Here is a 25,356-nt window from a genome sequence, read left to right on the forward strand (position 1 = left end):
GTGCGACGGCCCTGGCCGGCCGGCGAGGCGGGAGGTGCCCGCGGGCCCGCAGGGCCCGGGGGGTCAGCGCCCCTCGCGGTCGTGGGTGACGGGCGCGGGAAGCGCCTCCTCGGCGGCACGGACCACCCGGGAACGGCTGGCGCCGCGGGCCTGGAGGGCGGTGGTGACGATGGCGCCGGCGACCAGCACGGCGCCGGCCCAGGCGGTCCACACGTAGCCGAGCCCGGTGTCGATCACCACGCCGCCGATCCACGGCCCGAGCGCGTTGCCGGTGTTGAACGCGGAGGTGACGGTGGCACCGGCCAGGGTGGGCGCGGTGCCGCCGGCGAGGTTGAACATCCGGGCGTTGAGGCCGGGCGAGGCGACGAACGCCGCCATGCCGAGCAGCGCCGAGCCCACGACGACCGCGGTCGGCGTGTGCACGGTCAGCGCGATCAGCACCAGGACCCCGGTGCCGGCGGTGAAGCCCGCGTACAGCGTGCCGAACAGGTGCGCGTCGGCCAGCCGCCCGCCGGTGATGGTGCCGACCAGCGCGCCGACCCCGTAGAGCACGAGCACCACCGGCACCCAGCGTTCGCCGAGCCCGGAGACGTCGGTGAGCAGCGGGGCGAGGTAGGAGAAGAAGCACATCGTGCCGGCGGCGAAGAGCGCGATGGTGACGATCGCCAGCCACACCTGCCGGTCCGTGAGGATCCGCGCCTCGGCGCGCAGCCGCGGCGGGCGCACGCTGGGTGTGTCGGTGGCGCGCGGCACGAGGAACACCACCCCGAGGAAGCCGACTGCGGTCAGCAGCGCGACCGCCCAGAACGCGGAGCGCCAGCCGAGGTGCTGGCCGAGCAGCGCGCCGCCGGGCACGCCCGCGATGTTGGCGATGCTGAGCCCGCCGAGCATCACGGCCATGGCCCGCGCCCTGGCGCCGCTCGGCACGAGCGAGATCGCGACGGCCGCGCCGACCGCCCAGAAGCCGGCGCACGCCAGGGCGCTCACCACCCGGCAGGCGAAGAGCACGCCGTAGCCGGGGGCGATCGCCCCCACCACGTGCCCGACGCCGAAGACGGCGAGCAGCCAGAGCAGCGTCTGCCGGCGCGGCAGCCGCTGGGTGGCGGCGGCCAGCAGCGGGGCGCCGATGATCATGCCGATGGCGAACGCCGAGATCAGCAGGCCCGCGGTGGGGATCGACACGTCCAGATCGTCGGAGACCTCGGGCAGCAGCCCGGCCAGCATGAACTCCGAGGTGCCGAGCGCGAAGACGGCGGCGCCGAGCACGTACACGGCGAGCGGCAGCCGCCGCCGCGCCGCGGGGGTCGGGCGGGTCACGCCGCACCACCCCCCTTCCGGGAGTCCGCCGAACCCGCCGAGTCCGCCGGCCGCGCCCCGCGTCCGCCGGCCCTCCGCCGCAGCCCGGCGGTGACCAGGCGGTGCACGAGTTCCTTGCTGCCGACCTCGATCGCGCCCAGCCGCACCGCGTCCGCGTAGCGCTCGGCGGGCAGGTCGTAGTGGTCACGGGAGAACGCGCGGCGCGGGGTGCCGAGCCGGGCGGCGAACGCGTGCAGTTCGGCGAACGAGTCGTCGCTGACCAGATGTGACCACATCCGGCCGTGCCCGGGCCAGGTGGGCGGGTCTATGTACACGGTCATCAGGCGTCGGCCAGTCCGCCCAACGGGGCCACGGTGCGCCCAGTGGCGCCGCACACCCAGCGCGGGTCCTCGCCCAACTCCGGCTGCATGTCCAGGGAGTGCGGCTCGCCGCCGGGCTCCGGGGCGCACAGCGGGCAGACCGGCCAGCGCCCGACCTGCTCCAGCATCGCGTCCTGGACGTCCTGGGCGAGCAGTCCCGGCACGAAGCCGGCGCCGGCCGGCCACTGGTCGGTCCACCAACGACGGTGCGCGACGGCCTGTTCCAGCAGGGAGACCTCCCGCGGTCCGGCCACCCCCTCGGCCGCCAGATCGGCCAGTACCAGGGCCCGACCCCGGTGTATGGCGGCTTCCGAAGGATTCGCCGAAGATCCCTGCTCCATGACCACCATTGGACCAGACTTGTACGAATTACTCCCCTGGGGGTTGACGAAGCAACGGACCGAAAATACGTTTCACCCGTGAGGAACGCGATGAAGGAAAATTTCGTGCGGCGAGGGGCCCGCGCCCGACCCGTGCCCGTGGCGCCCCGGCCCACGCCTCCCGAGCCCGGTGCGCTGGCCGCCAAGGTCCGCACCATGGCGCCCTCCATGACCCGTTCCATGCAGCGCGTGGCGGAGACCGTCGCCGGTGACCCGGCCGGCTGCGCCGCGCTCACCGTCACCGGCCTCGCCGAGCGCACCGGCACCAGCGAGGCCACCGTCGTCCGCACCGCCCGGCTGCTCGGCTACCCCGGCTACCGGGACCTCCGGCTCGCGCTGGCGGGGCTGGCGGCGCAGCAGGCGTCCGGCGCCGCACCCGCGGTGACCGCCGACATATCCGTGGACGATCCGCTGCGGGACGTCGTGGCCAAGCTGGCGCAGGACGAGCGCCAGACCCTGGCGGACACGGCGGGGGCCCTGGACCTGGCCCAGCTGGAGGCGGCGGTCAGCGCGCTGGCCAGCGCCCGGCGGGTGGACGTGTACGGCATCGGCGCCTCCTCCCTGGTGGCCCAGGACCTGGCCCAGAAGCTGCTGCGGATCGGCCTGATCGCGCACGCGCACTCCGACCCGCACCTGGCCGTGACGAACGCGGTGCAGCTGCGCGCGGGGGACGTCGCCATCGCCATCACCCACTCGGGACGCACGGTGGACGTCATCGAACCGCTCCAGGTCGCCTTCGACCACGGCGCCACCACCGTGGCCCTCACCGGCCGCCCGGACGGCGAGGTGACGCAGTACGCGGACCACGTGCTGACCACCTCCACCGCGCGGGAGAGCGAGCTGCGGCCGGCGGCGATGTCCAGCCGCACCAGCCAGCTGCTGGTGGTGGACTGCCTGTTCATCGGCGTGGCGCAGCGGACCTACGAGTCGGCGGCGCCCGCCCTGCACGCCAGCTACGAGGCCCTGGCGCACCGCCACACGCCCCGGGGGCGCTGACCCGCCCTCGGCGCGCCGGCGCCGCACGCTCCACCCACCTCATTCGAGTCACCCGAGCACTCGAGTGGCCCGAGCACCTGAGCCACCCCCGACACCGCCGTCCCCCACGGAGAGCCGCGCCACGATGTCCACCAGCCCTTACGGTGAGTTGCAGACCGAGCTCGACGCGCTGACCACCGAGGCGTACCGACCCGAGCTGGCCGAGATCGACCAGCGCTCCACGCTCGACATCGCGCGGGCGATGAACGAGGAGGACTCCGGGGTGCCGGCGGCCGTGACCCGGCAGCTGCCCCGGATCGCCGCCGCCATCGACGCGGCGGCGGAGCGGATGGCCCGCGGCGGACGGCTCCTCTACCTGGGCGCGGGCACCGCCGGGCGGCTCGGGGTGCTGGACGCCAGCGAGTGCCCGCCGACGTTCAACACCGATCCCAAGGAGGTCGTCGGGCTGATCGCCGGGGGTCCCGACGCCATGGTGACGGCCGTGGAGGGCGCCGAGGACAGCCGCGAGCTGGCCGCGGCCGACCTGGATCGGCAGGGCGTCGGCCCGGACGACGTGGTGGTCGGCATCTCGGCCTCGGGGCGCACGCCGTACGCGGTCGGCGCGGTGGAGCACGCGCGCGCCAGGGGCGCGTTGACGATCGGGCTGTCCTGCAACGCCGACTCGCCGCTGGCCGCCGCGGCGGAGCACGGCATCGAGATCGTGGTGGGGCCCGAGCTGATCACCGGCTCGACCCGACTGAAGGCCGGCACCGCGCAGAAGCTGGTGCTCAACATGATCTCCACCATCAGCATGATCAGGCTCGGCAAGACCTACGGGAACCTGATGGTGGACGTGCGCGCGTCGAACGAGAAGCTCCGCGCCCGGTCCCGCCGCATCGTGCAGCTCGCCACGGGCGCGTCCGACGACGCCATCGAGGGGGCGCTGGCCGCGACCGGCGGCGAGGTGAAGAACGCCATCCTCATCATCCTCGGCGACGTGAACGCGGCCACCGCCGACCGCCTGCTCGCGGAGTCCGGCGGCCACCTGCGCGCCGCGCTGACCGCGGCGCGCACCGCGTCCGCGAGCGGCTGACCGCCCTACCCGACCGGGTGAAACCGCTGCCCAGTTGCGGTTGAATTTTCCGATTTTATGCTTATTGCCGGCGCGGGAGGGTGAATCCTCCGGGTGTCTCGCACCCACGGTGCATCCACAGTGAAAGGAGACACTCATGCGCAAGGCACGCAGGATCGGGGCCCTGGCCGCCCTCGTCGGCGTGCGTACGGTCGTACGGTCGGCCGTGTGGCGTGGACTCAGAAGTCCATGCCACCGCCCATGCCGCCCGCCGCGTCGCCGGCACCGGCCGCGGCCTTCTCCGGCTTGTCGGCGATGACCGCCTCGGTGGTGAGGAACAGGGCCGCGATGGAGGCCGCGTTCTGCAGCGCGGAGCGGGTCACCTTGGCCGGGTCGATGATGCCTGAAGCCAGCATGTCCACGTACTCCCCGGTCGCGGCGTTCAGGCCCTGACCGGCCGGCAGGTTGCGCACCTTCTCCGCCACGACGCCGCCCTCGAGACCGGCGTTGACCGCGATCTGCTTCAGCGGGGCCTCGAGCGCCAGCTTGACGGCGGCGGCGCCGGTGGCCTCGTCGCCCTCCAGGTCCAGCTTCTCGAAGACGGTGGAGGCCTGCAGCAGGGCCACGCCACCACCGGCGACGATGCCCTCCTCGACGGCCGCCTTGGCGTTGCGCACGGCGTCCTCGATGCGGTGCTTGCGCTCCTTCAGCTCCACCTCGGTGGCGGCGCCGGCCTTGATGACGGCCACGCCGCCGGCCAGCTTGGCGAGCCGCTCCTGGAGCTTCTCCCGGTCGTAGTCCGAGTCGGAGTTCTCGATCTCGGCGCGGATCTGGTTGACCCGGCCCTGCACCTGCTCGCTGGAGCCGGCACCGTCGACGATGGTGGTCTCGTCCTTGGTGATGACCACCTTGCGGGCGCGGCCCAGCAGGTCGAGGGTGGCGTTCTCCAGCTTCAGGCCGACCTCCTCGGAGATGACCTGACCGCCGGTGAGGATGGCGATGTCGCCCAGCATGGCCTTGCGACGGTCACCGAAGCCCGGGGCCTTGACGGCGACGGACTTGAAGGTGCCGCGGATCTTGTTGACCACCAGGGTGGACAGGGCCTCGCCCTCGACGTCCTCGGCGATGATCAGCAGCGGCTTGCCGGACTGCATGACCTTCTCCAGCAGCGGCAGCAGGTCCTTCACCGCGCCGATCTTGGAGTTGACGATGAGGATGTAGGGGTCCTCGAGCTCCGCCTCCATGCGCTCCATGTCGGTGGCGAAGTAGGCCGAGATGTAGCCCTTGTCGAAGCGCATGCCCTCGGTGAGCTCAAGCTCCAGGCCGAAGGTCTGCGACTCCTCGACCGTGATGACGCCTTCCTTGCCGACCTTGTCCATGGCCTCGGCGATCAGCTCGCCGATCTGGGTGTCGCCCGCGGAGATGGAGGCGGTGGAGGCGATCTGCTCCTTGGTCTCGACCTCCTTGGCCTGCTGCAGCAGGGCCTCGGAGACGTGCTCCACGGCCGCCTCGATGCCGCGCTTCAGCGCCATCGGGTTGGCGCCGGCGGCGACGTTCCGCAGGCCCTCGCGGACCAGCGCCTGCGCCAGCACGGTCGCGGTGGTGGTGCCGTCACCCGCGACGTCGTCGGTCTTCTTCGCGACCTCCTTGACCAGCTCCGCGCCGATCTTCTCGTAGGAGTCCTCGAGCTCGATCTCCTTGGCGATGGACACGCCGTCGTTGGTGATCGTGGGGGCGCCCCACTTCTTCTCCAGCACGACGTTCCGGCCCTTGGGGCCCAGCGTGACCTTGACGGCGTCGGCGAGCTGGTTCATCCCGCGCTCAAGGCCCCGCCGCGCCTCCTCGTCGAACGCGATGATCTTGGCCATGTGAAGTGGTCCTCCCATATACGGGGGTGGATTGCTCCGGACCGCGATGGCGCCCGCGACGGACGGCCCACGCCCCGGCGGTACCCTGCACCGCCCGGCCACGGACCTCACCGAACCGGTCCTTGCTGTCACTCTCACCCTCAGAGTGCTAACGCCCATGATTAGCACTCGACCCCCATGAGTGCAAGCCCACCCGAAGGGTGGCCGATGAGGGGCGGTGGTCGGGGACGCGGAGGGCGCAAGCCCACCCGAAGGGTGGCCGATGAGGGGCGGTGGTCAGTTGGGGGCACCCCCAGGCGCAGCCGAGGGGGAGCGGAGGGCCCTACCGGCGGACTGGCACTGAGGGGTGGTCAGGGCGTGGTCAGGGCAGGGGGCGTCGCGGCGGACCTGCCCGGAGGGCGAAGCGCGCATGAGGCCCCGCGCCCGGTGGTGGGCCGGGTGCGGGGCCTGTGAAGGTTGCGGTGCGGTCGGCGTTAGGCGGTGACGCGGACCATGTCGGCCTGTGGACCCTTCTGTCCCTGCGAGATCTCGAACTCCACCCGCTGTCCCTCTTCCAGGGTGCGGTAGCCGTCCATCTGGATCGCGCTGTAGTGGACGAACACGTCCGCACCACCGTCGACCGCGATGAAGCCGTATCCCTTCTCCGCGTTGAACCACTTGACGGTGCCCTGAGCCATTTCCTAACTCCCCTATTGCCGGCCCTTTCACGAGACCGCACTTCGCGGACCCGGGTCACACTTCGCAGACCTCACCCCCGGGCGATTGGGGGTGTGCGCCGGAACGCTCGACCGCCGCTGAATGTATCTGGACGTACGCCCAGTGCAACAGGTCATACGGAGGAGAAATTGAGACGAGCCAGAACGGGCAAACGCCGCATAGTAGCTGAAAGTTGAACGTTTTTCCACGGCCCAACCGCGCCAATCAGACAATTGGTGCGACGATTTTCAGCCGCTTTCCAGCCCGATGTGTCGTGAATTCATATGCGAGTGGCGGCCATTGTCCGTGGGATCACTGTATCTCCCCGGGAACGTGGCTCCGCCCCGAGGTCGCGCCTCGGGGCGGAGCGGGCCAGGTGGAGGGGGCGGAGGTCAGCCGCCGGCGACCGCGGGGATGATCGACACGCCGACGCCGTCCGGCGTGGGGGTGTCCAGGCCCTGCTCGAACCGGACGTCGTCGTCGTTCACGTAGACGTTCACGAAACGGCGCAGCCGACCCTGGTCGTCCAGCACCCGGGCGCCGATGCCCTGGTGCTGCTTCTCGAGGTCGGCGAGCACCTCGCCGACCGTGCCGCCGGCGGCGGTCACCTCCGCCTGTCCGCCGGTGTAGCTGCGCAGGATGGTCGGGATACGGACGGTAACGCTCATGCGATCTTCACTCTCCGTGAGTCACTTGCCGTGAGCCACTTGCCGGGACGCGGTCAGGGGCGGGGTCAGCCGAGGCCCGCGGCGCGGAACGCGTCGAGGCTGGGCGGAATGGTGGCGGTCGGCCCGGCGACGGGGGCCACGGCGTCCAGGGTCTTCAGGCCGTCGCCGGTGTTCAGCACGACCGTGGTGAGGCTCGGGTCCAGCGTGCCCGCCTCGATGAGCTCCCTGGTGACGCCGAGCGTCACGCCGCCGGCGGTCTCGGCGAAGATGCCCTCGGTGCGGGCCAGCAGCGTGATGGCGTCCACGATCTGCTCGTCCGAGACGTCCTCCACGGCGCCCCCGGTGCGCCGCGCGATGTCCAGCACGTAGGGGCCGTCCGCCGGGTTCCCGATGGCCAGCGACTTGGCGATGGTGTCGGGACGGACCGGACGCACCACGTCGTAACCGGCGCGGAACGCCTGGGCGACCGGCGAGCAGCCGGTGGCCTGCGCGCCGAAGATCCGGTAGGGACGGTCCTCGACCAGTCCGACCGCGACCAGCTCCCTGAGTCCCTTGTCGATCTTCGTCAGCTGCGAGCCCGAGGCGATCGGGATGACCAGCTGGTCGGGCAGCCGCCAGCCGAGCTTCTCGCAGATCTCGAAGGCCAGGGTCTTGGAGCCCTCCGAGTAGTACGGGCGGAGGTTCACGTTCACGAAGCCCCAGCCCTCGCCCGCCGGGTCGCCGATCAGCTCGCTGCAGAAGCGGTTGACGTCGTCGTACGTGCCGTCGATCGCCACCACCTCGCCGCCGTAGACCGCGGCCATCACGACCTTGCCCTGCTCCAGGCCCTCCGGGATGAAGACGCAGGAGCGCAGTCCCGCGCGGGCGGCGGCGGCGCCCACCGCGCCGGCCAGGTTTCCGGTGGAGGAGCAGGACAGCGTGGTGAAGCCGAAGGCGCGGGCCGCCTCGACGGCGCAGGCCACGACGCGGTCCTTGAAGGAGTGGGTGGGGTTGGCCGAGTCGTCCTTGACGTACAGCTCGCCGGTCACGCCGAGCTCGGCCGCGAGCCGGTCGGCCCGCACCAGCGGGGTGCAGCCCGGGTTCAGGTTCGGTCGCTCGGCGACCGTGGCGGGCACGGGCAGCAGCGGGGCGTAACGCCAGATGCTCTGCGGCCCCGCCTCGATCCGGGCGCGCAGCGCCTCGGGGTCGCCGTCGGGGAGCTCGTAGGCGATCACCAGCGGCCCGAAACAGGACCGGCAGGCGAACTCGGGGCTGAGCGGAAAGCGCTCTCCACACTCTCGGCAGGAGAGCGCGACGGCGGGACCGAGGTCGACGGCCGTGGCCTGGGAGGCGGTGGTCTGGGTGTGCGTCGAAAGCACAGACATGGGTAGCGAGGCCCTTCTCCTCATCTTCCCTGTGACGGCTCTCGCCACAGGACGGAATTGGCACCTTCCCCACCGGGAGCCTCGCGGAGGTGTCACGAGAACCGGCGGAAGGGTTGCCGGGGCTTCAACGGGCCGTTCCCTCTGCCCCTCTGGATGAGCGGTATGCGGTTGTCGGCAGGGCCTGATATGCGGAGGACACCTGCACTGTCCGAGACTGTAACGGACGGCCCGCACAATGGCCCGGGCCGTCCGATCCGCGAGACGCGGCGGGGCTCTGGGGCGGGATCCGGGAAAAAAATGGAGCCGACGGGTTCGGACTCCGCCAGGAAGGGGCAGATACGGCCATACGGGTTAAAACATGGCCGAACGCGAACAGGAGCGACATTCGTGCTGGAAGAGGCTGAGGAGTGGCTACGTCGCCGGTCCTGGGACGCCGCTGACCGCTCACTGCCGCAGTTGCTGGCCGCGAAGCGGGCGGCGGGTTCGGCGGGCAGTGTCAGCGTGATCCTCCCCGCGCTGAACGAGGAGGCGACCGTCGGCGCCATCGTGGAAACGCTCCGGCGCGACCTGATGGAGCACGTGCCACTGATCGACGAACTGATGGTGGTGGACTCCGGCTCCACCGACCGCACCTCCGAGGTGGCCGCCGCGGCGGGCGCCAAGGTGGTCCACCGCGACGAGATCCTGCCACGGGTCCCCACGGTCCCCGGCAAGGGCGAGGTGCTCTGGCGCTCGCTGCTCGCCGCCAGCGGGGAGATCATCTGCTTCGTGGACGCGGACCTGAGGGAGTTCGACGCCCGGTTCGTCTCGGGCATCCTCGGGCCGCTGCTCACGGATCCGGACGTCCAGCTGGTCAAGGCGATGTACGACCGGCCGCTGGGCGACCAGCCGTCGGGCGCCGGGCAGGGCGGCCGGGTCACCGAGCTGGTCGCCCGCCCGCTGCTGAACCTGCACTGGCCACGGCTGGCCGGGGTGGTGCAGCCGCTGGGCGGCGAGTACGCGGCCCGGCGCACACTGCTGGAGCGGCTGCCGTTCCCCGTCGGGTACGGCGTGGAGCTCGGTCTGCTGATCGACACGCTGCACGTGGCGGGGCTGGAGGCACTGGCCCAGGTCGACGTGGGGGTGCGGAAGCACCGGCACCAGGACGGTCAGGCCCTGGGCCGGATGGCCGCCGCCATCATGCGGACCGCGCAGAGCCGGCTGCCGGGCGGCTCGATGCCCACCCGGCAGGGGATCACCCAGTTCGAGCGCACCGAGGCCGGCGGCTTCGCACCGCAGACCCACGAGATCGACACCGAGGAACGCCCGCCGATGGCCAGCGTGCCCGAGTACGCCGCCCGCCGGTTCGGATGACGGGCGGGTGTGTCGGCTGATGCTGGTGTGACGGGGCACACGTTTGGGCGCGCGCGGCCCTGGCTAGTCTCCGCGCGTGCCCAGTCCTTCACGGAAGGTCCCGCACGGAAGGTTGAGCCCTCACCATGAGCGCTGAAGTCCTCGTCGCCTCCAACCGCGGCCCGGTGAGCTACGCGGTGGCGGACGACGGCTCCCTCGTCGCGAAGCGCGGCGGCGGCGGGCTCGTCTCCGGCCTCAGCGCGCTCGGGCCCGACGCCGGGCTGTGGGTGTGCGCGGCGCTCGGTGACGGCGACCGCGAGGCGGCCCGCCGCGCCGGGGCCCGGCTGGACCCGGAGGGGACGGGCGGGCAGGCGGTGCGGATGCTGGACATCCCGCCCGAGACCTACGACGCGGCGTACAACGGCGTCGCCAACTCCGTGCTGTGGTTCGTGCACCACCTGCTGTACCAGACCCATCTCGAACCGGTGTTCGACGAGACGTTCGAGGCGCACTGGGCCGGCTTCGAGGCGTACAACGCGGCCTTCGCCGACGCGCTCGCCGAGGAGGCCGGCGACGGGACCGTCGCGCTGGTGCAGGACTACCACCTCTCGCTGGTGCCGGGGATGCTCAGGGAGCGCCGGCCCGGGCTGCGCGTCGGGCACTTCTCGCACACGCCGTGGGCGCCGCCCGAGCTGTTCCGGGTGCTGCCCGACCGGGTGGCCCGGCAGGTGCTGCTCGGCATCCTGGGCGCCGACCGCGCGGCGTTCCTCACCCGGCGCTGGGCCGACGCGTTCGCCGCCTGCTGCGCCGACGTGCTGGGCGCGGACGTCTCGGCGGACGGCACGGCGGTGACGTTCGAGGGACGCACCACCCGGCTCGGGGTGCACGGCCTCGGCGCGGACGCGGACTTCCTGCGGGAGCGGGCGCACCGAGCGGACGTGGACGAGCGGCTGGCCGAGCTGCGCGCGCAGGTCGGCGAGCGGCGCACGATCGTCCGGGTGGACCGCACCGAGCTGTCCAAGAACATCGTGCGCGGGCTGCTGGCCTACCGCCGGCTGCTCGCCGACCGCCCGGAGTGGCACGACCGCGTCGTGCACCTCGCCTTCGCCTACCCGTCCCGGCAGGACCTCGCGGTGTACCGCGACTACACGGCGGAGGTCTCCCGAATCGCCGAGGAGATCAACGCCGAGTTCGGCCGGGACGGCTGGACGCCCGTGCTGCTGCACGTGAAGGACGACTTCGCGCGGTCGCTGGCCGCCTACCGGATGGCGGACGTGGCGCTGGTCAACCCCATCAGGGACGGCATGAACCTGGTGGCCAAGGAGGTCCCGCTGGTCGCCGAGGGCGGCTGCGCGCTGGTGCTCTCCCGGGAGGCCGGGGCCAGCGCGGAGCTGGGCGAGGCCGCGCTGCTGGTCAACCCCTACGACCTCGCGGGCACGGCCGAGGCGCTGCACCGCGGCCTGACCATGCCGGCCGAGGAGCGCGCGCGGCGCACCAAGCAGTTGGCCGCGGGCGCCACCGCGCTGCCGCCGCGCGACTGGTTCCTGGCCCAACTCGCCGCGCTGCGCGACTAGGTCGCCCGCCGCCGCGGAAACCTCGGGCCCTTGCCCGCGCGTCCTTCAGGGCGGACAGTGGAGGGAATCCTGGTCGAGCGCGGGGAGGGCTGGGGATGTCTCTGGAGGGGTGGCGGCCGTACGGTCCGCCGCAGCCGTACGGGCCGCAACAGTCATGGGGGCAGCAGTCGATGATGCGCGCCTCGGACGCGGACCGGGACCGGGCGTGCGACGTGCTGAAGGCGGGCTTCGCCGAGGGTCGGCTGCGGCAGGAGGAGTTCGAGGCGCGGCTGGACCGGGTCCAGCGGGCCAGCACGTACGGGGAGTTGCACTCGCTGGTCGCCGACCTGCCGCAGGGCCCGGTGCAGGCCCAGCCCGCGCCGATGCCCGCGCCGATGCCGATGCCGCAGGCGCAGCCGCACTGGCCGCAGGCGCACTGGCCGCAGGCGCGGTACCTGCCGATGCCACCGCCCACCAACGGCAACGCCCTCGGGGCGCTGATCTGCGGACTGCTGAGCCCGGTCACCTGGGGCCTGACCTCGATCCCCTCGGTGGTGCTCGGCCACAAGGCCCGCGCCGAGTTGCGCCACACCCACGAGCGCGGCGACGGCTACGCCCTCACCGGCCTGATCCTCGGCTACCTCGGCATCGCCTTCTGGATCCTGCTCATCGTGATCCTGGTCATCCTCACGAACTGAACGCCCCGCTTCCCCGCTTCCCGCGGCGCCGGGGCGACGACACCGCCCCGCCGCCTCGGAAGCCCGTCGGAAAGGCCAACGCCGACGGCGCGGCCGGGACTCCGCCGGATCACGGCCCCGCGGCGCCGCCCGCACGTCGCGCCGCCCCGGCCCCACCCGCCGGATCACCCACCTCGGAACCCGTCGGGAAGGCCGAGGCCGACGGCCCGTCGGAGCTCCCGCCGGCCCACGGCACGGCCCGCACGCCGGGCTGCCACCGGCCCGCCCGCCGGCTCACGGCCGCCCGACCCCGTCCGGCACGGCGGGACGCGCCCGCGAGGCCGGGCCGGCCGGCAGGTGCCGGCGTGTCGTAACCCCCGCGGAGGCTGAGGCCGACGGCCCGCCAGGGAGGCACGACGCCGCCGACACCGTCCCGGGCCCACGACGGCCGGCGGGTGCCGGCGCCTCGTGCGGCCCGAGGGCCACGAGCGGCGCGCGGAGATCCCGCTGCGGGCCGGGCGGCCAGCTACCCGTGCGGCAGGCACTCCGCCAGGGTGGTGAGGAAGGCGGCGACGCCCGCGGGGCCGTCGACGGTGAGGTCGGTGGCGGCGGTGAGCTCGGCGACCTCCTCGCTGCCGCTGCACAGCCGCAGTCCGGGGATGCCGGACCCGCGCAGCGCGGCGACCGCCTCGAACGCGGCCAGGTCGCCGAGGTCGTCGCCGGCGTAGAGCACGGACCGGGCCCCGGTCTCGCGGACCAGGGCGGTCAGTGCCTCGCCCTTGTCCATGCCGGGCGGCCGCAGCTCCAGCACCATCCGTCCCGGCTCCAGGGCCAGGTCGAGGCGCGCGGCCAGCCCGGCCAGCGGCTCGCGCAGCTCCGCGAAGGCGCCCGCCGGGTCGGGGGCGCGCCGGGTGTGCACCGCCAGCGCGCCGCCCTTGTCCTCGACGCTCGCCCCGGTCCGCCCCAGGATCCCGGGCAGCTCCGCCCGGGCGGTGGCGATACCGGGGTGCGGTGGCGGCTTGTGCAGCTCCCCGGTGGCCGCGTCCCAGCGCTCCGCGCCGTAGGCGCCGAGCACGGTGAGCCCGGCGAGCTCCGGGTGGCCGTCGAGGCCGCCGAGCCGCACCACGACGTCCGCGGGTCGTCCGGTGACGACCGCCACCGTGCCCACCCGGCCGGCGAGCCGGCCGAGCGCGGGCACCGCGTCGGGATGGGCGCGGGCCTGTGCGGGGTCGGGCACGATCGGCGCCAGGGTGCCGTCGAAGTCGGCGGCCACCAGGGCGCGTTCCGGATCGGCGAGCAGCGCGGCCAGGCCCTCACGGCCGGCGGAGGTGCGCGGCACGGGAAGCTCGGCGGGGAGCGCGGCGGACGGGGGTGCGGGCGGTTCGGAGGGAGAGCCCATGCGGCGACTCTAACGTCCGTCGCACCGTCGCCGCGCCCCCACACATCCGGCGCGGCGGCAGCGCCGTCGGGCCGATCAGTGGTCGCCGCGGCGGCGGGCGTCCCGGCGGCGGCGGAGCCGGTTGACGGTGACCGGATCGTGCGCCAGCGCCGCCGGATCGTCGAGCAGCGCGTTGAGCAGCTGGTAGTAGCGGGTGGGGGAGATGCCGAGGCGCTCCCTGATGGCCCGCTCCTTGGCGCCCGCGCCCGGCCAGGAGCGGTGCTCGAAGTCGAGCACGGCCCGGTCGCGTTCGGACAGCCCGCGCTCGCCGGGGCCGGCCTCGGGCCGCCCCGGCGGTTCGGGTCGCTCGGGTCGCTCCGGCTGCCCGCCCGGCGGCCGCTCCTGCTCGTTCACTCCGGCAGTGTAGGCACGCCTCGCGGCGGCGCGGGAGGCGCCGCCGGCGGCGGTCAGCTGGTGCGCTCGTCGGCTGCCTGGGCCTCCTGCTGCAGCCTGCCGAGGATCTCCCCGACGTCGCTGTCGGGGCGCGTGGTCTCGCCGATGCCCCGGGAGAACGCGACCGCGACCTCGGCCCAGGACACCTTGCCCACCGGGTAGAACGTCGCGGCGGGCAACTCGTCGAGGAAGGGCACCAGGCGCTGCCGGTCCGGGGCGTCGCTCTCGTTCATCGCGTCGACCTCGGACGTGGTGACGGGCAGGAACTCGTAGCGCTCGGGGAAGCTCGCCACGGCCTTCGTGCTGAAGACGAAGTCGAGGAAGGTGCCGATCTCCTCGCGCCGCTGCGAGTCGTTGAACGCCACGACCCACGACGCCTGGCCGAGCGCGGTGGGCGTCGGCCCGTCGATGCCCGGCATCGACGCGGTGCCGTAGGACACGCCGCCGACGTCGGCCTGCCGCATCAGCAGGGTGTCGGCGATCGCCATGCCGACCTCGCCGGCAGCGAAGTCGGCGTACACGCTCTCGCGGGTGGTGCGGTCCGGGCTGCCCGGTCCGGTCAGCCCCTCGGCCACCCACTCGTCGCGCAGCCAGGTGAAGGTCTCGACGTTCGCGGGGAGGTCGATGGTGTAGCTGCCGAAGTCGTCGGTGAGTCCCCCACCGCCGCTGAGCATCCAGGTGACCGCCTCCACGTGGGCGTTGTCGTCGGCGAACGGCAGTCCGAACGGGGTGCCGACGCCGGCCGTGCGCAACGCGACGGCGGCCTCCCGCAGCTCGTCCCAGTCCCGCGGCGGGGTCTCCGGGTCCAGCCCCGCGGACGCGAACAGGTCCTTGTTGTAGTAGAAGCGGGTGATGCTGGCGGCGAACGGCATCGCGTACTGCACGCGGAGGCGCTCGCCCGCCTCGGCGATGCTGGGGACGAAGTCGGCCATCACGGGGAGCGAGAGCAGCTCGTCGGCCGGGTGGAGCCTGTCGTTCTCGGCGAAGTCGGCGAACGCCGAGATCTGCGCGATGTCGGGCGGGTCGCCGGCCTCGACCATCCTGGTGACCTCGGCGTTGGCGTCGTCGTACCTGATCACGGAGACGTCCACCAGGATCTGCGGGTGCCTGGTGCGGAACTCGGCCACCACCTCGTTCCAGTACCGTTCCGTGCTGCCGCTGTCCGACGCGTCGCCGTACTCGGCGGCCACCAGCCTGAGCACCACCTGGTCGTCTCCCGCGTCGCTGCCGCAGGCGGTGGTGGTGGCCGACAGACCGAGGGCACCGGCCAGACCGGCGCCCATCCCCATGAACCGCCGACGTCGCACGTTAGAACCCCTTTGTCGTAGACATCCCCTCATCGGCCCCTGAGGGCGACCCGAGTCTGCCGCGACCCGCGCCGATCATCACCGCCCGCGTGCATATCGCTTTCACAACAGCCATTCGACGGAGGTGGTTTGACCCCTTATCGCGCTGGGCAACCTGTTGATCTTTCCCTCATCGTCGCCACGCCACTCACAGAATGGACTAGACCTCTTTGCGGGATGTGGGTGAGACTGGGGACGCCCCTCGGGGCTCACCTGCCACTTTGCGGAGGTTCCAGCCATGACTCCCCCCAACGCGTCCGCGTCCGCCGGCTCCGCCGGACCCTCGGCCGCCGCGCCCCACCGAACCGTGCTGGCGGGCGCGCGGGTGGTGCGGCCGGCCGGGGTGGTCGAGGACGACCGGGTCGCCGTGGCGGGCGGCGTCTTCCTGGCCGGAGCCGAGCGGCCGGCGCCGCCCGGCGAGAGGTCCGAGGTCTTCGACCTCACCGGGCACTGGGTCGTCCCCGGTTTCGTCGACCTGCATGTGCACGGCGGCGGCGGGGCCTCGTTCTCCGCCGGGACCGCCGAGGAGGCGCTGACCGTCGTCGACACCCACCGCCGGCACGGCACCACCACGATGCTGGCGTCCACGGTCACCGGCGACCTCGCGGCGCTGGCCGCGCAGGCGGGGGCGCTGTCCGAGCTGGTCGAGCAGGGGGAGCTGGCCGGCATCCACTTCGAGGGCCCGTTCATCGCGGCCAACCGCTGCGGCGCCCACGACCCGGCGCTGCTGCGCGAGCCCGACCCGGCCGAGGTGGGCAAGCTGGTCGAGGCGGCGCGCGGCACGGCGCGGATGCTGACGCTGGCGCCGGAGCTTCCCGGCGGCATCGAGTCGGTGCGGCTGCTGCGGGACCGCGGCGTGATCGCCGCGGTCGGGCACACGGACGCCAGCTACGAGATCACCCGGCAGGCCATCGAGGCGGGCGCGGGCGTGGCCACCCACCTGTTCAACGCGATGCCGCCGCTGGCCCACCGGTCTCCGGGGCCGATCGCCGCGCTGCTGGAGGACGAGCGGGTCGCCATCGAGCTGGTCAACGACGGCACGCACCTGCACCCGTCGGTGCTCGGGCTGGCCTTCCGCACGGCGGGCGCGGCGCGGGTGGCGCTGATCACGGACGCCATGGGCGCGGCGGGGATGGGGGACGGCGTGTACCCGTTGGGGCCGCTGAAGGTGACCGTCGCGAACGGGGTGGCCCGGCTGGCCGAGGGCGAGGAGGGTGCCGGCGCGATCGCGGGTTCGACGCTGACCCTGGACCTGGCCTTCCGGCGGGCGGTGACGGTGGACGGCCTGTCGGTCCCCGAGGTGGTCCGGGCGATCTCGGCGACGCCGGCCCGGCTGCTGGGCATCGACGACCGGGTCGGCTCGATCGAGGCGGGCAAGGACGCGGACCTGGTGGTGCTGGACGAGGGCTACCGCGTGGCCGGGGTGATGCGCAGGGGCGCCTGGCTGGTCCGGCCCGCGGTCGCGCCCGAGGTCACGACGGAGCCGGGGCCTACAGCTCCTGGGCGTTGAGCTCCTCGTCGCTGAGCTCGTGGTCGCTGAGGTAGAGCTGGTCGACCAGCACGTCGCAGGAGCCGCCGCAGGTCAGCTGGATGGTGTTCTGCCCCTGCGTGACGTCGACCAGGTTCCACGTGCTGAACCAGCTCTCCTCCCACGCGTCGCTCGCGGGGTTGTAGTCCTGGGCGTCGATCGAGTCGTCGCGCTGCTCGCCGTTCACCGAGAAGCCGATCGACTGGCCGTCGGAGATCGTCGAGTAACCGGTGTAGAAGTAGTACTGGCCGGGCTCGCCCTGGAAGTCGAAGGACCAGGTGACCGAGGCGCCGGACGCGTTGAGCCCCGCCAGGTACGAGCCGTCGGACGACCTCGCGCCGGTGACCGTGGACTCCGCGTAGGGGCCGCCGGACAGTGTGAGCGACGCGACGTCGGCCGCGGGCAGCGCGTCGGGGTCCGCGGGGGTCGACTCCTCGCCGCTCGGGTCGGGGTCGTCGCCGTTGTCCCCGCCGCTCTCGCCGCCCGAAGTGTCGGTGGTGGCGCCCGGGTCGTCGCCCGCCGTGTCCTCCGTGTCACCGCCGCTGAAGAGTATGGCCGCGCCGACGCCGACCACCACGGCGAGCACCACCGCGATGGCGCCGATCAGCAGCCCGTTGCGCCGCGGCTCCACCGAGTGGCGACGCCGGTCCGCGGGACCGCCGTGCGGCGGCGCCCCGCCCGGCTGGGTCTCCGGCGCCGCGTAGTACGCGTCCGGCTGCGGCTGGCGCGCCTGGGTGCTGCCCACCGCGGGGCTGCGGTTCTGGCCGCCGTAGGTGCGCTCGCCGACCGGGCGAACCTGGTGGTAGGAGGACGGCGGGCGCGGCGGCGGCGTCGACTGGCCGCCGGCCGCCTGGCCGCCCTCCGGCCGGTAGAGATAGGCGAACGGGTCGTCGTCGTGGTCCGGCGGCATACCTCCGCCGTTGCTCCCCGCACTCATCGACTCGCTCCTTTGACAGCCTTACCGCGTGTGTCTCGCCCCGCCCTGCGTCTACGGCCGCGAGCCTACCGGGTCCCACGGACACACCCGACCCTCCGAGCGATGCCCGGCCACCCCGGCGCGTCAGCCCGCCCGGCGCTTGCCGTGCGAGCGGGACCGCTTGTCGACGTACATCCGCTGGTCGGCGGATTCCAGGATCTCCTCGGTGGTCATTCCGCAGGCCGCCCAGCTGATGCCGAAACTCGCCCCGACACGCACGGAGCGACCCTCCACCCGGATCGGCGGGATGATGCCGCTGCGTAGTCGGACGGCGAGGTCCGAGGCGTCGGCCGTGCCCAGTCCGTCGGCGAGCACCACGAACTCGTCGCCGCCGAGCCGGGCCACCGTGTCGTTGTCCCGGACGCCCTGCTCCAGCCGGCGGGCCACCTCGACCAGCACCGCGTCGCCGCAGACGTGGCCGAAGCGGTCGTTGATCGACTTGAAGCCGTCGAGGTCGCAGAAGAGCACCGCGAGCCCCTTGCCGTCGGAGCCCGGCGCGTCCGGCGGGCGGATGTGCTCGTGGTGGTCGTACGCCCTGGGCGGCGGGGTGCCCAGGCCCTGGAAGGCGTCGGGGGCGCCGGGCCCGGGGGCCCCGGGGGAGGCGTCGGCGGTCCGCCCGAGCTGGTCCAGCGGCACCTCGCACAGCCGGTTGCCCAGCCGGGCGCGCAGCTCCGCGCTGTTCGGCAGGCCGGTCAGCGAGTCGTGGCTGGCGCGGTGCGCCAGGGCCAGCTCGTGCCGCTTGCGCTCCTCGATGTCCTCGACGTGGGTGAGCAGCACCTGCGGGCCGTCCGTGGCGTCGGCCACCACGGAGTTCCGCAGGCTGACCCAGACGTAGGAGCCGTCCCGGCGCAGCAGCCGCAGCTCGGCCCGGCCGCCCTCGGCCGAGGTGCGCAGCAGCACGGCGGTGTCCTCGGGGTGCACCAGATCGGCGAAGCTGTAGCGGCGCAGCAGCGCGGCCGAGCGGCCCAGCAGCCGGCACAGGGCGTCGTTGACCCGGATCAGGTGGCCGTGGTTGTCGCCCCCGACCTCGGCGATGGCCATGCCGCTGGGCGCGTACTCGAACGCCTGCCGGAAGCTCTCCTCGCTGGCCCGCAGCGCCTGCTGCTCCTGCTCCAGCCGCACCAGGGCGCGCTGCATGTTGCCGCGCAGCCGGGCGTTGGAGATCGCTATCGCGGCCTGCGAGGCGTAGAGCTGGAGCGCCTCGCAGCCCCAGGGCCCCGGGCGCTTGCCGTTGCGCGGCTTGTCCACCTCCAGCACGGCCAGCAGCTCGCCGTCGGCGGCGTACATGGGCGCGTAGAGCCGGTCCATCGGATGCCACTCGTCCGGGGTGCGCGGCGCGGGCCCGGTGATGTGCCACTGCGGCACGTCGTCGTGCTCCAGCACCCAGCCCTCGGTGTAGGGGATGAAGCGCAGCTCCCCCCAGCGCTCCCCCATGGAGAGCCGGCGGTCCCAGGAGTCGCGGGAACCGGTGCGGCCGGCCATCGCCGCCTCGGCGCGCTCGTTGCCGGCGACGGCCGCGACCAGCAGGTCCCCGTCCGCTCTGACGAGGTTGACGGCGGCCAGTTCGAAGCCGAGGGCGGCGACGGCTCCGTCGGCGATGGTCTGCAGGGTGTCTGCCATGCTGCGGGCGGTGTTCAACCGACCCACGACCTGGTGTAGCTCGCGCAGCGAGGCGAGGCGCACGTAAGGCTCTGTATCCGTTTCCACCACTCCCCCGGCCGGATGCACGTGCAGATACCAAGGCCACTGAATCACAGGGAGCTGCCTGCTAGGTACACAGGGTCAGTAATTAATTGCCTACTGTGAGCTATGTCACACTGCGAAAGGGCTCGGTAGCGGGACGTAGGACGAATCCGCCGGACCGGGGGCCGAAGAGCCGGACCGAGACCGAAGCGGGGAGGGTCCTGGTCCCCTGGTCCGATGCGGAGTGCCGCCGTGCGCCGTTAGCTTACCCAGGTGTCGCTCTCCTCCCGGCAGACCGCCCGACCGTCCCCGACCCCCCGGCGCGACGGCCGCTCCGCCGTCCCCCAATCCCCGGAGACGGGGGAGATGGGGGAGCCTGAGGAGGTGAGCGAGGAGGAGTTCCGCGGCGCGATGGCCCGGCTGGCGGCGGGCGTGGTGCTGGTCACCGCGCACGACGACGAGGACGGCCCGCGCGGCGCCCCGGCCGGGATGACGGCCACGGCGTTCCTGTCCGTGTCCCTCGACCCGCCGCTGGTGATGGTCAGCGTGCGCACCGGGTCCCGGATGGACGAGCTGCTGGAGCGCCAGCCCTGCTGGGCGGCCTCGCTGCTGGCCGAGGGGCAGCGCACCATCGCCGGCCGGTTCGCGATGAAGGGGCGGCTCAGCGACCGACTGCTGTTCCAGGAGGTGCCGCACGAGCTCGGCGCGATCAGCGGGGCGCCGCTGATCACCGGATCGCTGGCGACCCTGGAGTGCCACACCGAACAGCGCGTCCCGGCCGGCGACCACACCCTGGTGGTGGCCCGGGTGCTCGCCGCCTCCCTGCCGCACGCCGACGCCGGCCCGCTCACGTACTACCGCGGGGCCTACCGCCGCCTGGGCTGAGGCGGACCCGACGGGCGGCACCCGGTCGGGGCGCCGCCGACGCCGGTGCCGGCTACCAGCCGTCGGCGGAGCCGCGGCCGGTCGAACGACCCCGCTTGAGGTCGGCGCGGTGCTTCTTGTCCCGCAGCCGCCGCTCCTTCGCCCCACGCGAGGTGCGGCGCGGCTTGCGCGGCGGGGGCGGCGGCGCGGTCGCCTCGGCCAGCAGCGCGGCCATCCGGGTGAGGGCCGCCTGGCGGTTGCGCCACTGCGACCGGTGCTCGGCGGCCCGGACCACGAGCACACCGTCGCTGAGCCTCCCCTCCAGCCGTTCCAGCGCCCGGCGCCGCCAGGCCTCGGGCAGCGCCCGGGTGGCGTCCAGGTCGAAGAGCAGCTCGACCTGGGTGTCGGTGGTGTTGACGTGCTGGCCGCCGGGTCCGGAGGAGCGGGAGAATCGCCAGCGCAGCTCGGATTCGGGCAGCCGGACGGAACCGCGGATCACGGGGGCGCGGTCGGCCCGTCGGGCGTCGCTGGGGTCTGGTCCGGACATGCGTTCCAGGATCCCCGGCCGATCGACGGAGCGCATCCAGGTTTTCCCCGGAGCTCCCCCGGAACCGGGCCACCCCCTGACATCGTTGGGGCGGGTAAGAGTAACGTCATCGCAAAGCGATCCTGAGCGAACCTGAGCAACGAAACAAGGGGATCTTCAATGGGTGTGAGCCTGAGCAAGGGCGGCAACGTCTCGCTGAGCAAGGAGGCGCCGGGTCTTACCGCCGTGACCGTCGGCCTCGGGTGGGACGTCCGCACCACCACGGGTGCCGACTTCGACCTGGACGCCAGCGCTCTGGGGGTGAACGCCACCGGAAAGATCGTCTCGGACCAGCACTTCATCTTCTACAACAACCTCAAGTCGCCGGACGGGACCATCGAGCACACCGGTGACAACCTCACGGGTGAGGGCGAGGGCGACGACGAGCAGATCAAGATCAACCTGGCCGGCCTGACGGCCGACGTGGACAAGATCGTCTTCCCGGTGTCCATCCACGACGCCGACGCCCGCAGCCAGAACTTCGGCCAGGTGCGGAACGCGTTCATCCGCGTGGTGAACCAGAACGGCGACACCGAGATCGCCCGTTACGACCTGACCGAGGACGCGTCCACCGAGACCGCGATGGTCTTCGGCGAGATCTACCGGTCCGGCGCGGAATGGAAGTTCCGCGCGGTCGGCCAGGGGTACGCCTCCGGCCTGGCCGGCATCGCCCAGGACTTCGGCGTCAACGTCTGAACGATCCGGCGTGTGGCCGTGGTGTGCCACGCGCGCGGACCCGTGGGCCGGCCGCGCCAGCGCGGCCGGCCCACACGCGCGTCGGGGCTCCCGCCGAGGCCGGCAGCCGGCCCCGCACCACCGGCTGCACCGCGCGGACGCATCCACGAGCGCGTCGTTGCTGGCCGCCTCCCCCGCCGCGGCCCGCGGGACACGGGTGACCACCCGGTCGACGGCCGCGCCACGGACCCGGCACCGGCAGCCGCCATCGCACCGGATCCGACCGCCCGCCGTGGCCCCACAACGCCGACGCCGTCAGGCGACCCCGCACCCCGGCCGCTCGCGCCGCCAGACGCGCCTGCGCTGGGCGGCCACGGGCCCGACGACTCCACCGCCACCGCCGGAGGCACCCGCGCCCGCACGCGGACACCTCAGCCACGCTCGGACCGCAGGCTCGACGATTCCGCCGCCTCCCGGCCTGCTTACGCCGTCAGGCGTGTCTGCGTTGGCGGGTCGTTTCGTAGAGGGCGATGGTCGCGGCGCTGGCCGCGTTGAGTGAGCTGGCCGTGCCGGTCATCGGGATGTGTGCGACGTGGTGGCACAGCTCGCGCCAGCCGGCGCTCAGGCCGCCCGTCTCGTTGCCCACCGCGAACAGCACGGGTCCGCTCAGGTCGAGGTCGGCGAGCTCCCGCTCGCCGTCCTCGTCGGTGCCGATCACCGTCACCGGTCGCTCGGCCGCGGCCAGCCAGTCCGCCACCTCCCGGTGGCCGGCGGCCCGCACCACCGGCAGCGCGAAGAGCGAGCCGGTGCTGGCCCGCACCGCCTTCGGGTCGTAGACGTCGGCCGCGTGTCCGGTCACCACCACGCCGTGCGCGCCGAAGGCGTCGGCCGACCGGATCAGCGTCCCGACGTTCCCGGGACTGACCGGCCGGTCGAAGGCCACGCCGAGGAAGTCGGGGCCCACCGGGATGCGGGTCAGGTCGTCCGGCGGCATCGCCACGACCGCCACCAGCTCCGCGGGGTCCTCCTTCTCGCCGAGCTCGGCGAGCAGGTCGGGCGCCATCGCGAAGGTCTCGTCCTGGTGGGTCCGGAGCAGCTCCTCGGCCCACCGCGACGGGGGGCGCTCGCCGTCGTGCAGCAGCGCGCGGACCGTCCAGCCGCACCGGACGGCCAGCGTGATCGGCCGCACCCCCTGGACCAGGAACTCCCCGAGACGCTGCCGCTTCGCCCGGTTGACCTGCAGCGCCTGCCACTGCTGGAACCGCGCGTTGCGCGTCGTCACCCTCCGAACCTTCACGTCGGCGAGCGTAGTTGACCACCGGGACGTTTGCCGTCCGGCTCCGCGACAAGATGTACCCCATGCACGAGGCCAGGTACACCGAGGACCGCGGGTGGTACGTCGTCGATCCCTGGGGCCACATGGTCCATGTCCATCAGAACGGGGAATTGCGCGCGGCGTTCTTCGGGGAGGAACGAGAGGCCGCCGAGGCGTTGGCAGCACGCCTCGACGAACAATCTCTCGAATAACTCCCCGGAAGGTGGCGAGGCCTAATACGCCTTCCACCGGTGATTGCAGTCCATGCAGTTCCAGTAGCCGTCACCTGCGCCGCTGGGCGTGACGTTGGTGCTTCCGCATGACGGACATTCCATGACGGCGCCCTCTTCCATCCGATTCCAGTGACGGACTCATTCTGCGCCGCGCGCCGCTCCGATAAACGGCGAAGAATTCCGGAGGACAATCCTTTGCCGTCCGACCCGGCGCGGTCGGTCCGGCGAGGTCAGTCCGGCTCCGCCAGGCGGATGCCGAGCTGGGCCGCCAGCTGCGGGGCCAGGTCGAGCAGCTGGGCGGCGGTGACCACCGCGCCCGCCAGACGGTCCACGCCCCTCGCTATCTCCAGCCGGGCCGCCGCGCGGAGGTCCACCTCGCGCAGCGTCGCCTGGGTGAGGTCCGCCCCGCGCAGCTCGCAGTCGTCGAAGGACACCCGCTCCAGGCTCGCGCCGGCGAAGTCCGGCTCGACCAGCACGCAGCCCTCGAAGGACACGTCGACCAGCCGCGACTGCCGCAGGTTCAGATAGTCGATCTTGCCGCCGCGCACCAGCACCCGGCGCAGCGTGGCGCCGCTCAGCTGGGTGCCGCCGAGCCGGGCGTCGCGCACCTCCACGTCCCGCAGCTCCGCCTCGGCCAGCGTCGTGCCCACCCCGCGCGGCTGGTCGACCAGGCAGTCCACGAACCGGGCGCGCTTCAGCCCCGTCTCGTCCAGCGCGCACCGCCGCAGCGCGCAGTCCAGGAAGTGCGCCCCCTGCGCCTCGCTGCCCGCCAGATCGAGGTCGGCGAACTCGATCCCGTCGTAGTCCCCCTCGATCTCCAACCCCGGCTCGTCGAACGCCCGCAGCTCCGGCAGGTCGTACTCCGGCAGCCGGGGCCGCCGCACCGGCTTCTGGCGATCCTTCGGCCGCTCCGCTCGTTCCACCATGTCGGCCATCCTGCCCGAGGCCTCTGACAACGGCCCCGCACCGAACCACCCCACCCGGGCTTGACCTCAAGCTCTCTTGAGGTTGCAGGCTGGCGGCGACGCGGAAAGCGAGGAACGCCACCATGCACGCCATCCGACTGCACGCCTTCGGCCCGCCCGAGAACCTCCGCCACGAGGAGCTCCCAGACCCCGAACCGGGCCCCGGACAGGTCCGGGTGGCCGTCGCCGCCGCCGGGGTCCACCTGATCGACACCGCGCTGCGCACCGGCCGCCACCCCGGGCCCATCCCGGCGCCCGAACTGCCCACCATCCCGGGCCGCGAGGTCGCCGGCACCGTGGAGGCGCTCGGCGAGGGCGTGGACGCCGGCTGGCTCGGCCGCCGGGTCGTCGCCCACCTCGGCATGGTGCCCGGCGGCTACGCCGAGCTCGCCGTGGTCGGCACCGAACGGCTGCACCCGCTCCCCGACGGGCTCCGCGAGGACCACGCGGTCGCCCTGGTCGGCACCGGCCGGATGACCATGGGCATCCTCCGCTTCGCCGACCTCTCCCCCCGCGACACGGTGCTGGTGCTGGCCGCCGCCGGCGGCATCGGCGCGCTGCTGACCCAGTACGCCAAGCACCGCGGCTCGGTCGTGATCGGCGCGGCCGGCGGCGCCGCCAAGACCGCCGCCGTCCGCGATCTGGGCGCCGACCTCGCCGTGGACTACGACCGGCCGGGGTGGGACGAGACCGTGCGCGAGGCGTTCGGCGACCGCCCGGCGACGTACCTCTTCGAAGGGGTGGCCGGCGAGCACGCCCGGCGGGCGCTCCGGCTCCTCGCGCCCGGCGGTCAGCACCTGAACTACGGCTACGCCTCGGCCGGCTTCGACGAGACGGCGTCGGCGCTCCCCTCCGCCGCCGAGACGGCGGAGCTCGGCGTCACCTCGCGTTCCGTGCTCGGCCAGGCGCTCTTCGACCGGATCGGCGGGCCGGAGAAGATGCGGGTCCTGGAGGACGAGGCGATGGCCCACGGCGCCGCCGGCACGTTGGTCCCGCTGGTCCACCACTTCCCGCTCGCCGAGGCCGCCCAGGCCCACCAGGCGTTGGAGTCCCGGGCGACCATCGGCAAGGTCGTGCTCATTCCGTGAGTCGT

General features: G+C 73.2%; 25 protein-coding genes and 1 riboswitch. Of the genes, 10 read left to right on the forward strand and 15 right to left on the reverse strand.

Translation table 11 applies throughout. The features are described 5' to 3' along the window. Positions 1-63: 63 nt before the first annotated feature. The 3 genes from ABGB06_RS08720 to ABGB06_RS08730 are packed head-to-tail and all read right to left on the reverse strand — an operon-like array spanning position 64 to position 2,017. Positions 64-1,284 carry a Cmx/CmrA family chloramphenicol efflux MFS transporter gene (locus ABGB06_RS08720; RefSeq protein ID WP_347587532.1) on the reverse strand — a complete coding sequence of 407 codons (1,221 nt, stop codon included), beginning with the start codon at positions 1,282-1,284 and terminating at the stop codon, positions 64-66. Between the two features lie 29 nt (positions 1,285-1,313). Further along, entirely contained in the window at positions 1,314-1,637 is a 324-nt protein-coding gene (locus ABGB06_RS08725) for a DUF4031 domain-containing protein (RefSeq protein WP_347586999.1), read from the reverse strand. After that, entirely contained in the window at positions 1,637-2,017 is a 381-nt protein-coding gene (locus ABGB06_RS08730; protein WP_347587001.1) for a hypothetical protein, read from the reverse strand. The genes ABGB06_RS08725 and ABGB06_RS08730 overlap by 1 nt, the downstream gene beginning before the upstream one ends. Before the next feature lie 90 nt (positions 2,018-2,107). Here ABGB06_RS08730 and ABGB06_RS08735 point away from each other — a divergent pair, with 90 nt between their 5' ends. Both ABGB06_RS08735 and murQ read left to right on the forward strand, forming a co-directional pair. Further along, on the forward strand, positions 2,108-3,052 hold the full coding sequence (locus ABGB06_RS08735) for a MurR/RpiR family transcriptional regulator (protein WP_347587003.1): 945 nt from the start codon (positions 2,108-2,110) through the stop codon (positions 3,050-3,052). A gap of 124 nt (positions 3,053-3,176) precedes the next feature. Beyond that, positions 3,177-4,124, forward strand: a complete 948-nt coding sequence (gene murQ / locus ABGB06_RS08740; protein ID WP_347587004.1) for an N-acetylmuramic acid 6-phosphate etherase — start codon at positions 3,177-3,179, stop codon at positions 4,122-4,124. Positions 4,125-4,342: 218 nt separating this feature from the next. On the opposite strand, the gene groL is transcribed toward murQ, so the two are convergent. The 4 genes from groL to thrC all read right to left on the reverse strand — a co-directional run bounded on the left by groL (position 4,343) and on the right by thrC (position 8,699). Then, complete coding sequence (gene groL / locus ABGB06_RS08745) at positions 4,343-5,971, reverse strand: chaperonin GroEL (RefSeq protein WP_347587006.1); 1,629 nt, start codon at positions 5,969-5,971, stop codon at positions 4,343-4,345. Positions 5,972-6,444: 473 nt separating this feature from the next. Beyond that, positions 6,445-6,648: a cold-shock protein gene (locus ABGB06_RS08750; RefSeq protein WP_004986573.1), complete on the reverse strand. Its 204-nt coding sequence runs from the start codon at positions 6,646-6,648 to the stop codon at positions 6,445-6,447. 411 nt (positions 6,649-7,059) lie between these two features. Beyond that, positions 7,060-7,335: a MoaD/ThiS family protein gene (locus ABGB06_RS08755; protein ID WP_347587011.1), complete on the reverse strand. Its 276-nt coding sequence runs from the start codon at positions 7,333-7,335 to the stop codon at positions 7,060-7,062. Positions 7,336-7,400: 65 nt separating this feature from the next. Continuing rightward, on the reverse strand, positions 7,401-8,699 hold the full coding sequence (thrC, locus tag ABGB06_RS08760) for a threonine synthase (protein ID WP_347587013.1): 1,299 nt from the start codon (positions 8,697-8,699) through the stop codon (positions 7,401-7,403). A gap of 17 nt (positions 8,700-8,716) precedes the next feature. After that, a riboswitch (SAM riboswitch) is annotated at positions 8,717-8,859 on the reverse strand. 227 nt (positions 8,860-9,086) lie between these two features. Here thrC and ABGB06_RS08765 point away from each other — a divergent pair. From ABGB06_RS08765 to ABGB06_RS08775, 3 genes are all read left to right on the forward strand, one after another. Then, positions 9,087-10,052, forward strand: a complete 966-nt coding sequence (locus tag ABGB06_RS08765) for a glucosyl-3-phosphoglycerate synthase (RefSeq protein ID WP_347587015.1) — start codon at positions 9,087-9,089, stop codon at positions 10,050-10,052. A gap of 125 nt (positions 10,053-10,177) precedes the next feature. Further along, positions 10,178-11,605: a trehalose-6-phosphate synthase gene (locus ABGB06_RS08770; RefSeq protein ID WP_347587017.1), complete on the forward strand. Its 1,428-nt coding sequence runs from the start codon at positions 10,178-10,180 to the stop codon at positions 11,603-11,605. Positions 11,606-11,778: 173 nt separating this feature from the next. Continuing rightward, a complete protein-coding gene (locus ABGB06_RS08775; protein ID WP_347587534.1) occupies positions 11,779-12,282 on the forward strand; it encodes a DUF1707 and DUF4190 domain-containing protein in 504 nt (167 codons plus the stop codon). 505 nt (positions 12,283-12,787) lie between these two features. Here the strand turns inward: ABGB06_RS08775 and otsB are convergent. From otsB to ABGB06_RS08790, 3 genes are all read right to left on the reverse strand, one after another. Then, positions 12,788-13,660: a trehalose-phosphatase gene (gene otsB, locus ABGB06_RS08780; protein ID WP_347587018.1), complete on the reverse strand. Its 873-nt coding sequence runs from the start codon at positions 13,658-13,660 to the stop codon at positions 12,788-12,790. A gap of 75 nt (positions 13,661-13,735) precedes the next feature. Continuing rightward, positions 13,736-13,957, reverse strand: coding sequence for a DUF3263 domain-containing protein (locus ABGB06_RS08785; protein WP_347587535.1), 222 nt, complete (start codon positions 13,955-13,957; stop codon positions 13,736-13,738). A gap of 149 nt (positions 13,958-14,106) precedes the next feature. Then, positions 14,107-15,399 carry an extracellular solute-binding protein gene (locus tag ABGB06_RS08790; RefSeq protein ID WP_347587020.1) on the reverse strand — a complete coding sequence of 431 codons (1,293 nt, stop codon included), beginning with the start codon at positions 15,397-15,399 and terminating at the stop codon, positions 14,107-14,109. 277 nt (positions 15,400-15,676) lie between these two features. Here ABGB06_RS08790 and nagA point away from each other — a divergent pair, with 277 nt between their 5' ends. After that, a complete protein-coding gene (gene nagA / locus ABGB06_RS08795; RefSeq protein WP_347587022.1) occupies positions 15,677-16,948 on the forward strand; it encodes an N-acetylglucosamine-6-phosphate deacetylase in 1,272 nt (423 codons plus the stop codon). On the opposite strand, the gene ABGB06_RS08800 is transcribed toward nagA, so the two are convergent. Both ABGB06_RS08800 and cdgB read right to left on the reverse strand, forming a co-directional pair. Next, positions 16,929-17,903 carry a carbohydrate-binding protein gene (locus tag ABGB06_RS08800; protein ID WP_347587024.1) on the reverse strand — a complete coding sequence of 325 codons (975 nt, stop codon included), beginning with the start codon at positions 17,901-17,903 and terminating at the stop codon, positions 16,929-16,931. The two genes, nagA and ABGB06_RS08800, sit on opposite strands and share 20 nt — an antisense overlap. 123 nt (positions 17,904-18,026) lie before the next feature. After that, a complete protein-coding gene (gene cdgB / locus ABGB06_RS08805; RefSeq protein WP_347587026.1) occupies positions 18,027-19,649 on the reverse strand; it encodes a diguanylate cyclase CdgB in 1,623 nt (540 codons plus the stop codon). Positions 19,650-19,991: 342 nt separating this feature from the next. Between cdgB and ABGB06_RS08810 the strand changes: the two genes are divergently transcribed. Next, a complete protein-coding gene (locus ABGB06_RS08810) occupies positions 19,992-20,510 on the forward strand; it encodes a flavin reductase family protein (RefSeq protein WP_347587028.1) in 519 nt (172 codons plus the stop codon). A 52-nt stretch (positions 20,511-20,562) separates the two neighbouring features. Here the strand turns inward: ABGB06_RS08810 and arfB are convergent, their stop codons facing one another. After that, positions 20,563-21,036, reverse strand: coding sequence for an alternative ribosome rescue aminoacyl-tRNA hydrolase ArfB (gene arfB, locus ABGB06_RS08815; RefSeq protein WP_347587030.1), 474 nt, complete (start codon positions 21,034-21,036; stop codon positions 20,563-20,565). A gap of 159 nt (positions 21,037-21,195) precedes the next feature. On the opposite strand from arfB, the gene ABGB06_RS08820 reads away from it, so the two are divergent. Continuing rightward, on the forward strand, positions 21,196-21,771 hold the full coding sequence (locus tag ABGB06_RS08820; RefSeq protein WP_347587032.1) for a TerD family protein: 576 nt from the start codon (positions 21,196-21,198) through the stop codon (positions 21,769-21,771). 469 nt (positions 21,772-22,240) lie between these two features. On the opposite strand, the gene ABGB06_RS08825 is transcribed toward ABGB06_RS08820, so the two are convergent. Next, on the reverse strand, positions 22,241-23,047 hold the full coding sequence (locus ABGB06_RS08825) for a TrmH family RNA methyltransferase (protein ID WP_347587033.1): 807 nt from the start codon (positions 23,045-23,047) through the stop codon (positions 22,241-22,243). Between the two features lie 62 nt (positions 23,048-23,109). Between ABGB06_RS08825 and ABGB06_RS08830 the strand changes: the two genes are divergently transcribed. Next, a complete protein-coding gene (locus ABGB06_RS08830) occupies positions 23,110-23,277 on the forward strand; it encodes a hypothetical protein (RefSeq protein WP_347587035.1) in 168 nt (55 codons plus the stop codon). Positions 23,278-23,528: 251 nt separating this feature from the next. Here the strand turns inward: ABGB06_RS08830 and ABGB06_RS08835 are convergent, their stop codons facing one another. Next, the gene (locus tag ABGB06_RS08835) at positions 23,529-24,224 is read right to left on the reverse strand and encodes a pentapeptide repeat-containing protein (RefSeq protein WP_347587037.1); all 696 of its coding nucleotides are present in this window, start codon (positions 24,222-24,224) and stop codon (positions 23,529-23,531) included. 122 nt (positions 24,225-24,346) lie between these two features. On the opposite strand from ABGB06_RS08835, the gene ABGB06_RS08840 reads away from it, so the two are divergent. Further along, entirely contained in the window at positions 24,347-25,351 is a 1,005-nt protein-coding gene (locus ABGB06_RS08840; protein WP_347587039.1) for a zinc-binding dehydrogenase, read from the forward strand. The last annotated feature ends 5 nt before the right edge of the window (positions 25,352-25,356 follow it).

Source organism: Streptomyces sp. B6B3, assembly GCF_039871525.1.
In the GTDB taxonomy this organism is placed as follows: Bacteria; Actinomycetota; Actinomycetes; order Streptomycetales; family Streptomycetaceae; genus Streptomyces.

Bases quoted from the DNA above. Each gene is read 5' to 3' on its own strand.
- ABGB06_RS08775 (WP_347587534.1), top strand. From the start codon at position 11,779: ATGCGCGCCTCGGACGCGGACCGGGACCGGGCGTGCGACGTGCTGAAG.
- ABGB06_RS08830 (WP_347587035.1), top strand. From the start codon at position 23,110: ATGCACGAGGCCAGGTACACCGAGGACCGCGGGTGGTACGTCGTCGAT.
- ABGB06_RS08750 (WP_004986573.1), bottom strand. From the start codon at position 6,648: ATGGCTCAGGGCACCGTCAAGTGGTTCAACGCGGAGAAGGGATACGGC.
- nagA (WP_347587022.1), top strand. From the start codon at position 15,677: ATGACTCCCCCCAACGCGTCCGCGTCCGCCGGCTCCGCCGGACCCTCG.
- ABGB06_RS08820 (WP_347587032.1), top strand. From the start codon at position 21,196: ATGGGTGTGAGCCTGAGCAAGGGCGGCAACGTCTCGCTGAGCAAGGAG.
- ABGB06_RS08770 (WP_347587017.1), top strand. From the start codon at position 10,178: ATGAGCGCTGAAGTCCTCGTCGCCTCCAACCGCGGCCCGGTGAGCTAC.
- thrC (WP_347587013.1), bottom strand. From the start codon at position 8,699: ATGTCTGTGCTTTCGACGCACACCCAGACCACCGCCTCCCAGGCCACG.
- ABGB06_RS08810 (WP_347587028.1), top strand. From the start codon at position 19,992: ATGGGGGAGCCTGAGGAGGTGAGCGAGGAGGAGTTCCGCGGCGCGATG.
- groL (WP_347587006.1), bottom strand. From the start codon at position 5,971: ATGGCCAAGATCATCGCGTTCGACGAGGAGGCGCGGCGGGGCCTTGAG.
- ABGB06_RS08840 (WP_347587039.1), top strand. From the start codon at position 24,347: ATGCACGCCATCCGACTGCACGCCTTCGGCCCGCCCGAGAACCTCCGC.
- ABGB06_RS08725 (WP_347586999.1), bottom strand. From the start codon at position 1,637: ATGACCGTGTACATAGACCCGCCCACCTGGCCCGGGCACGGCCGGATG.
- ABGB06_RS08730 (WP_347587001.1), bottom strand. From the start codon at position 2,017: ATGGAGCAGGGATCTTCGGCGAATCCTTCGGAAGCCGCCATACACCGG.
- murQ (WP_347587004.1), top strand. From the start codon at position 3,177: ATGTCCACCAGCCCTTACGGTGAGTTGCAGACCGAGCTCGACGCGCTG.
- arfB (WP_347587030.1), bottom strand. From the start codon at position 21,036: ATGTCCGGACCAGACCCCAGCGACGCCCGACGGGCCGACCGCGCCCCC.
- ABGB06_RS08800 (WP_347587024.1), bottom strand. From the start codon at position 17,903: ATGAGTGCGGGGAGCAACGGCGGAGGTATGCCGCCGGACCACGACGAC.
- ABGB06_RS08735 (WP_347587003.1), top strand. From the start codon at position 2,108: ATGAAGGAAAATTTCGTGCGGCGAGGGGCCCGCGCCCGACCCGTGCCC.
- ABGB06_RS08755 (WP_347587011.1), bottom strand. From the start codon at position 7,335: ATGAGCGTTACCGTCCGTATCCCGACCATCCTGCGCAGCTACACCGGC.
- otsB (WP_347587018.1), bottom strand. From the start codon at position 13,660: ATGGGCTCTCCCTCCGAACCGCCCGCACCCCCGTCCGCCGCGCTCCCC.
- ABGB06_RS08835 (WP_347587037.1), bottom strand. From the start codon at position 24,224: ATGGTGGAACGAGCGGAGCGGCCGAAGGATCGCCAGAAGCCGGTGCGG.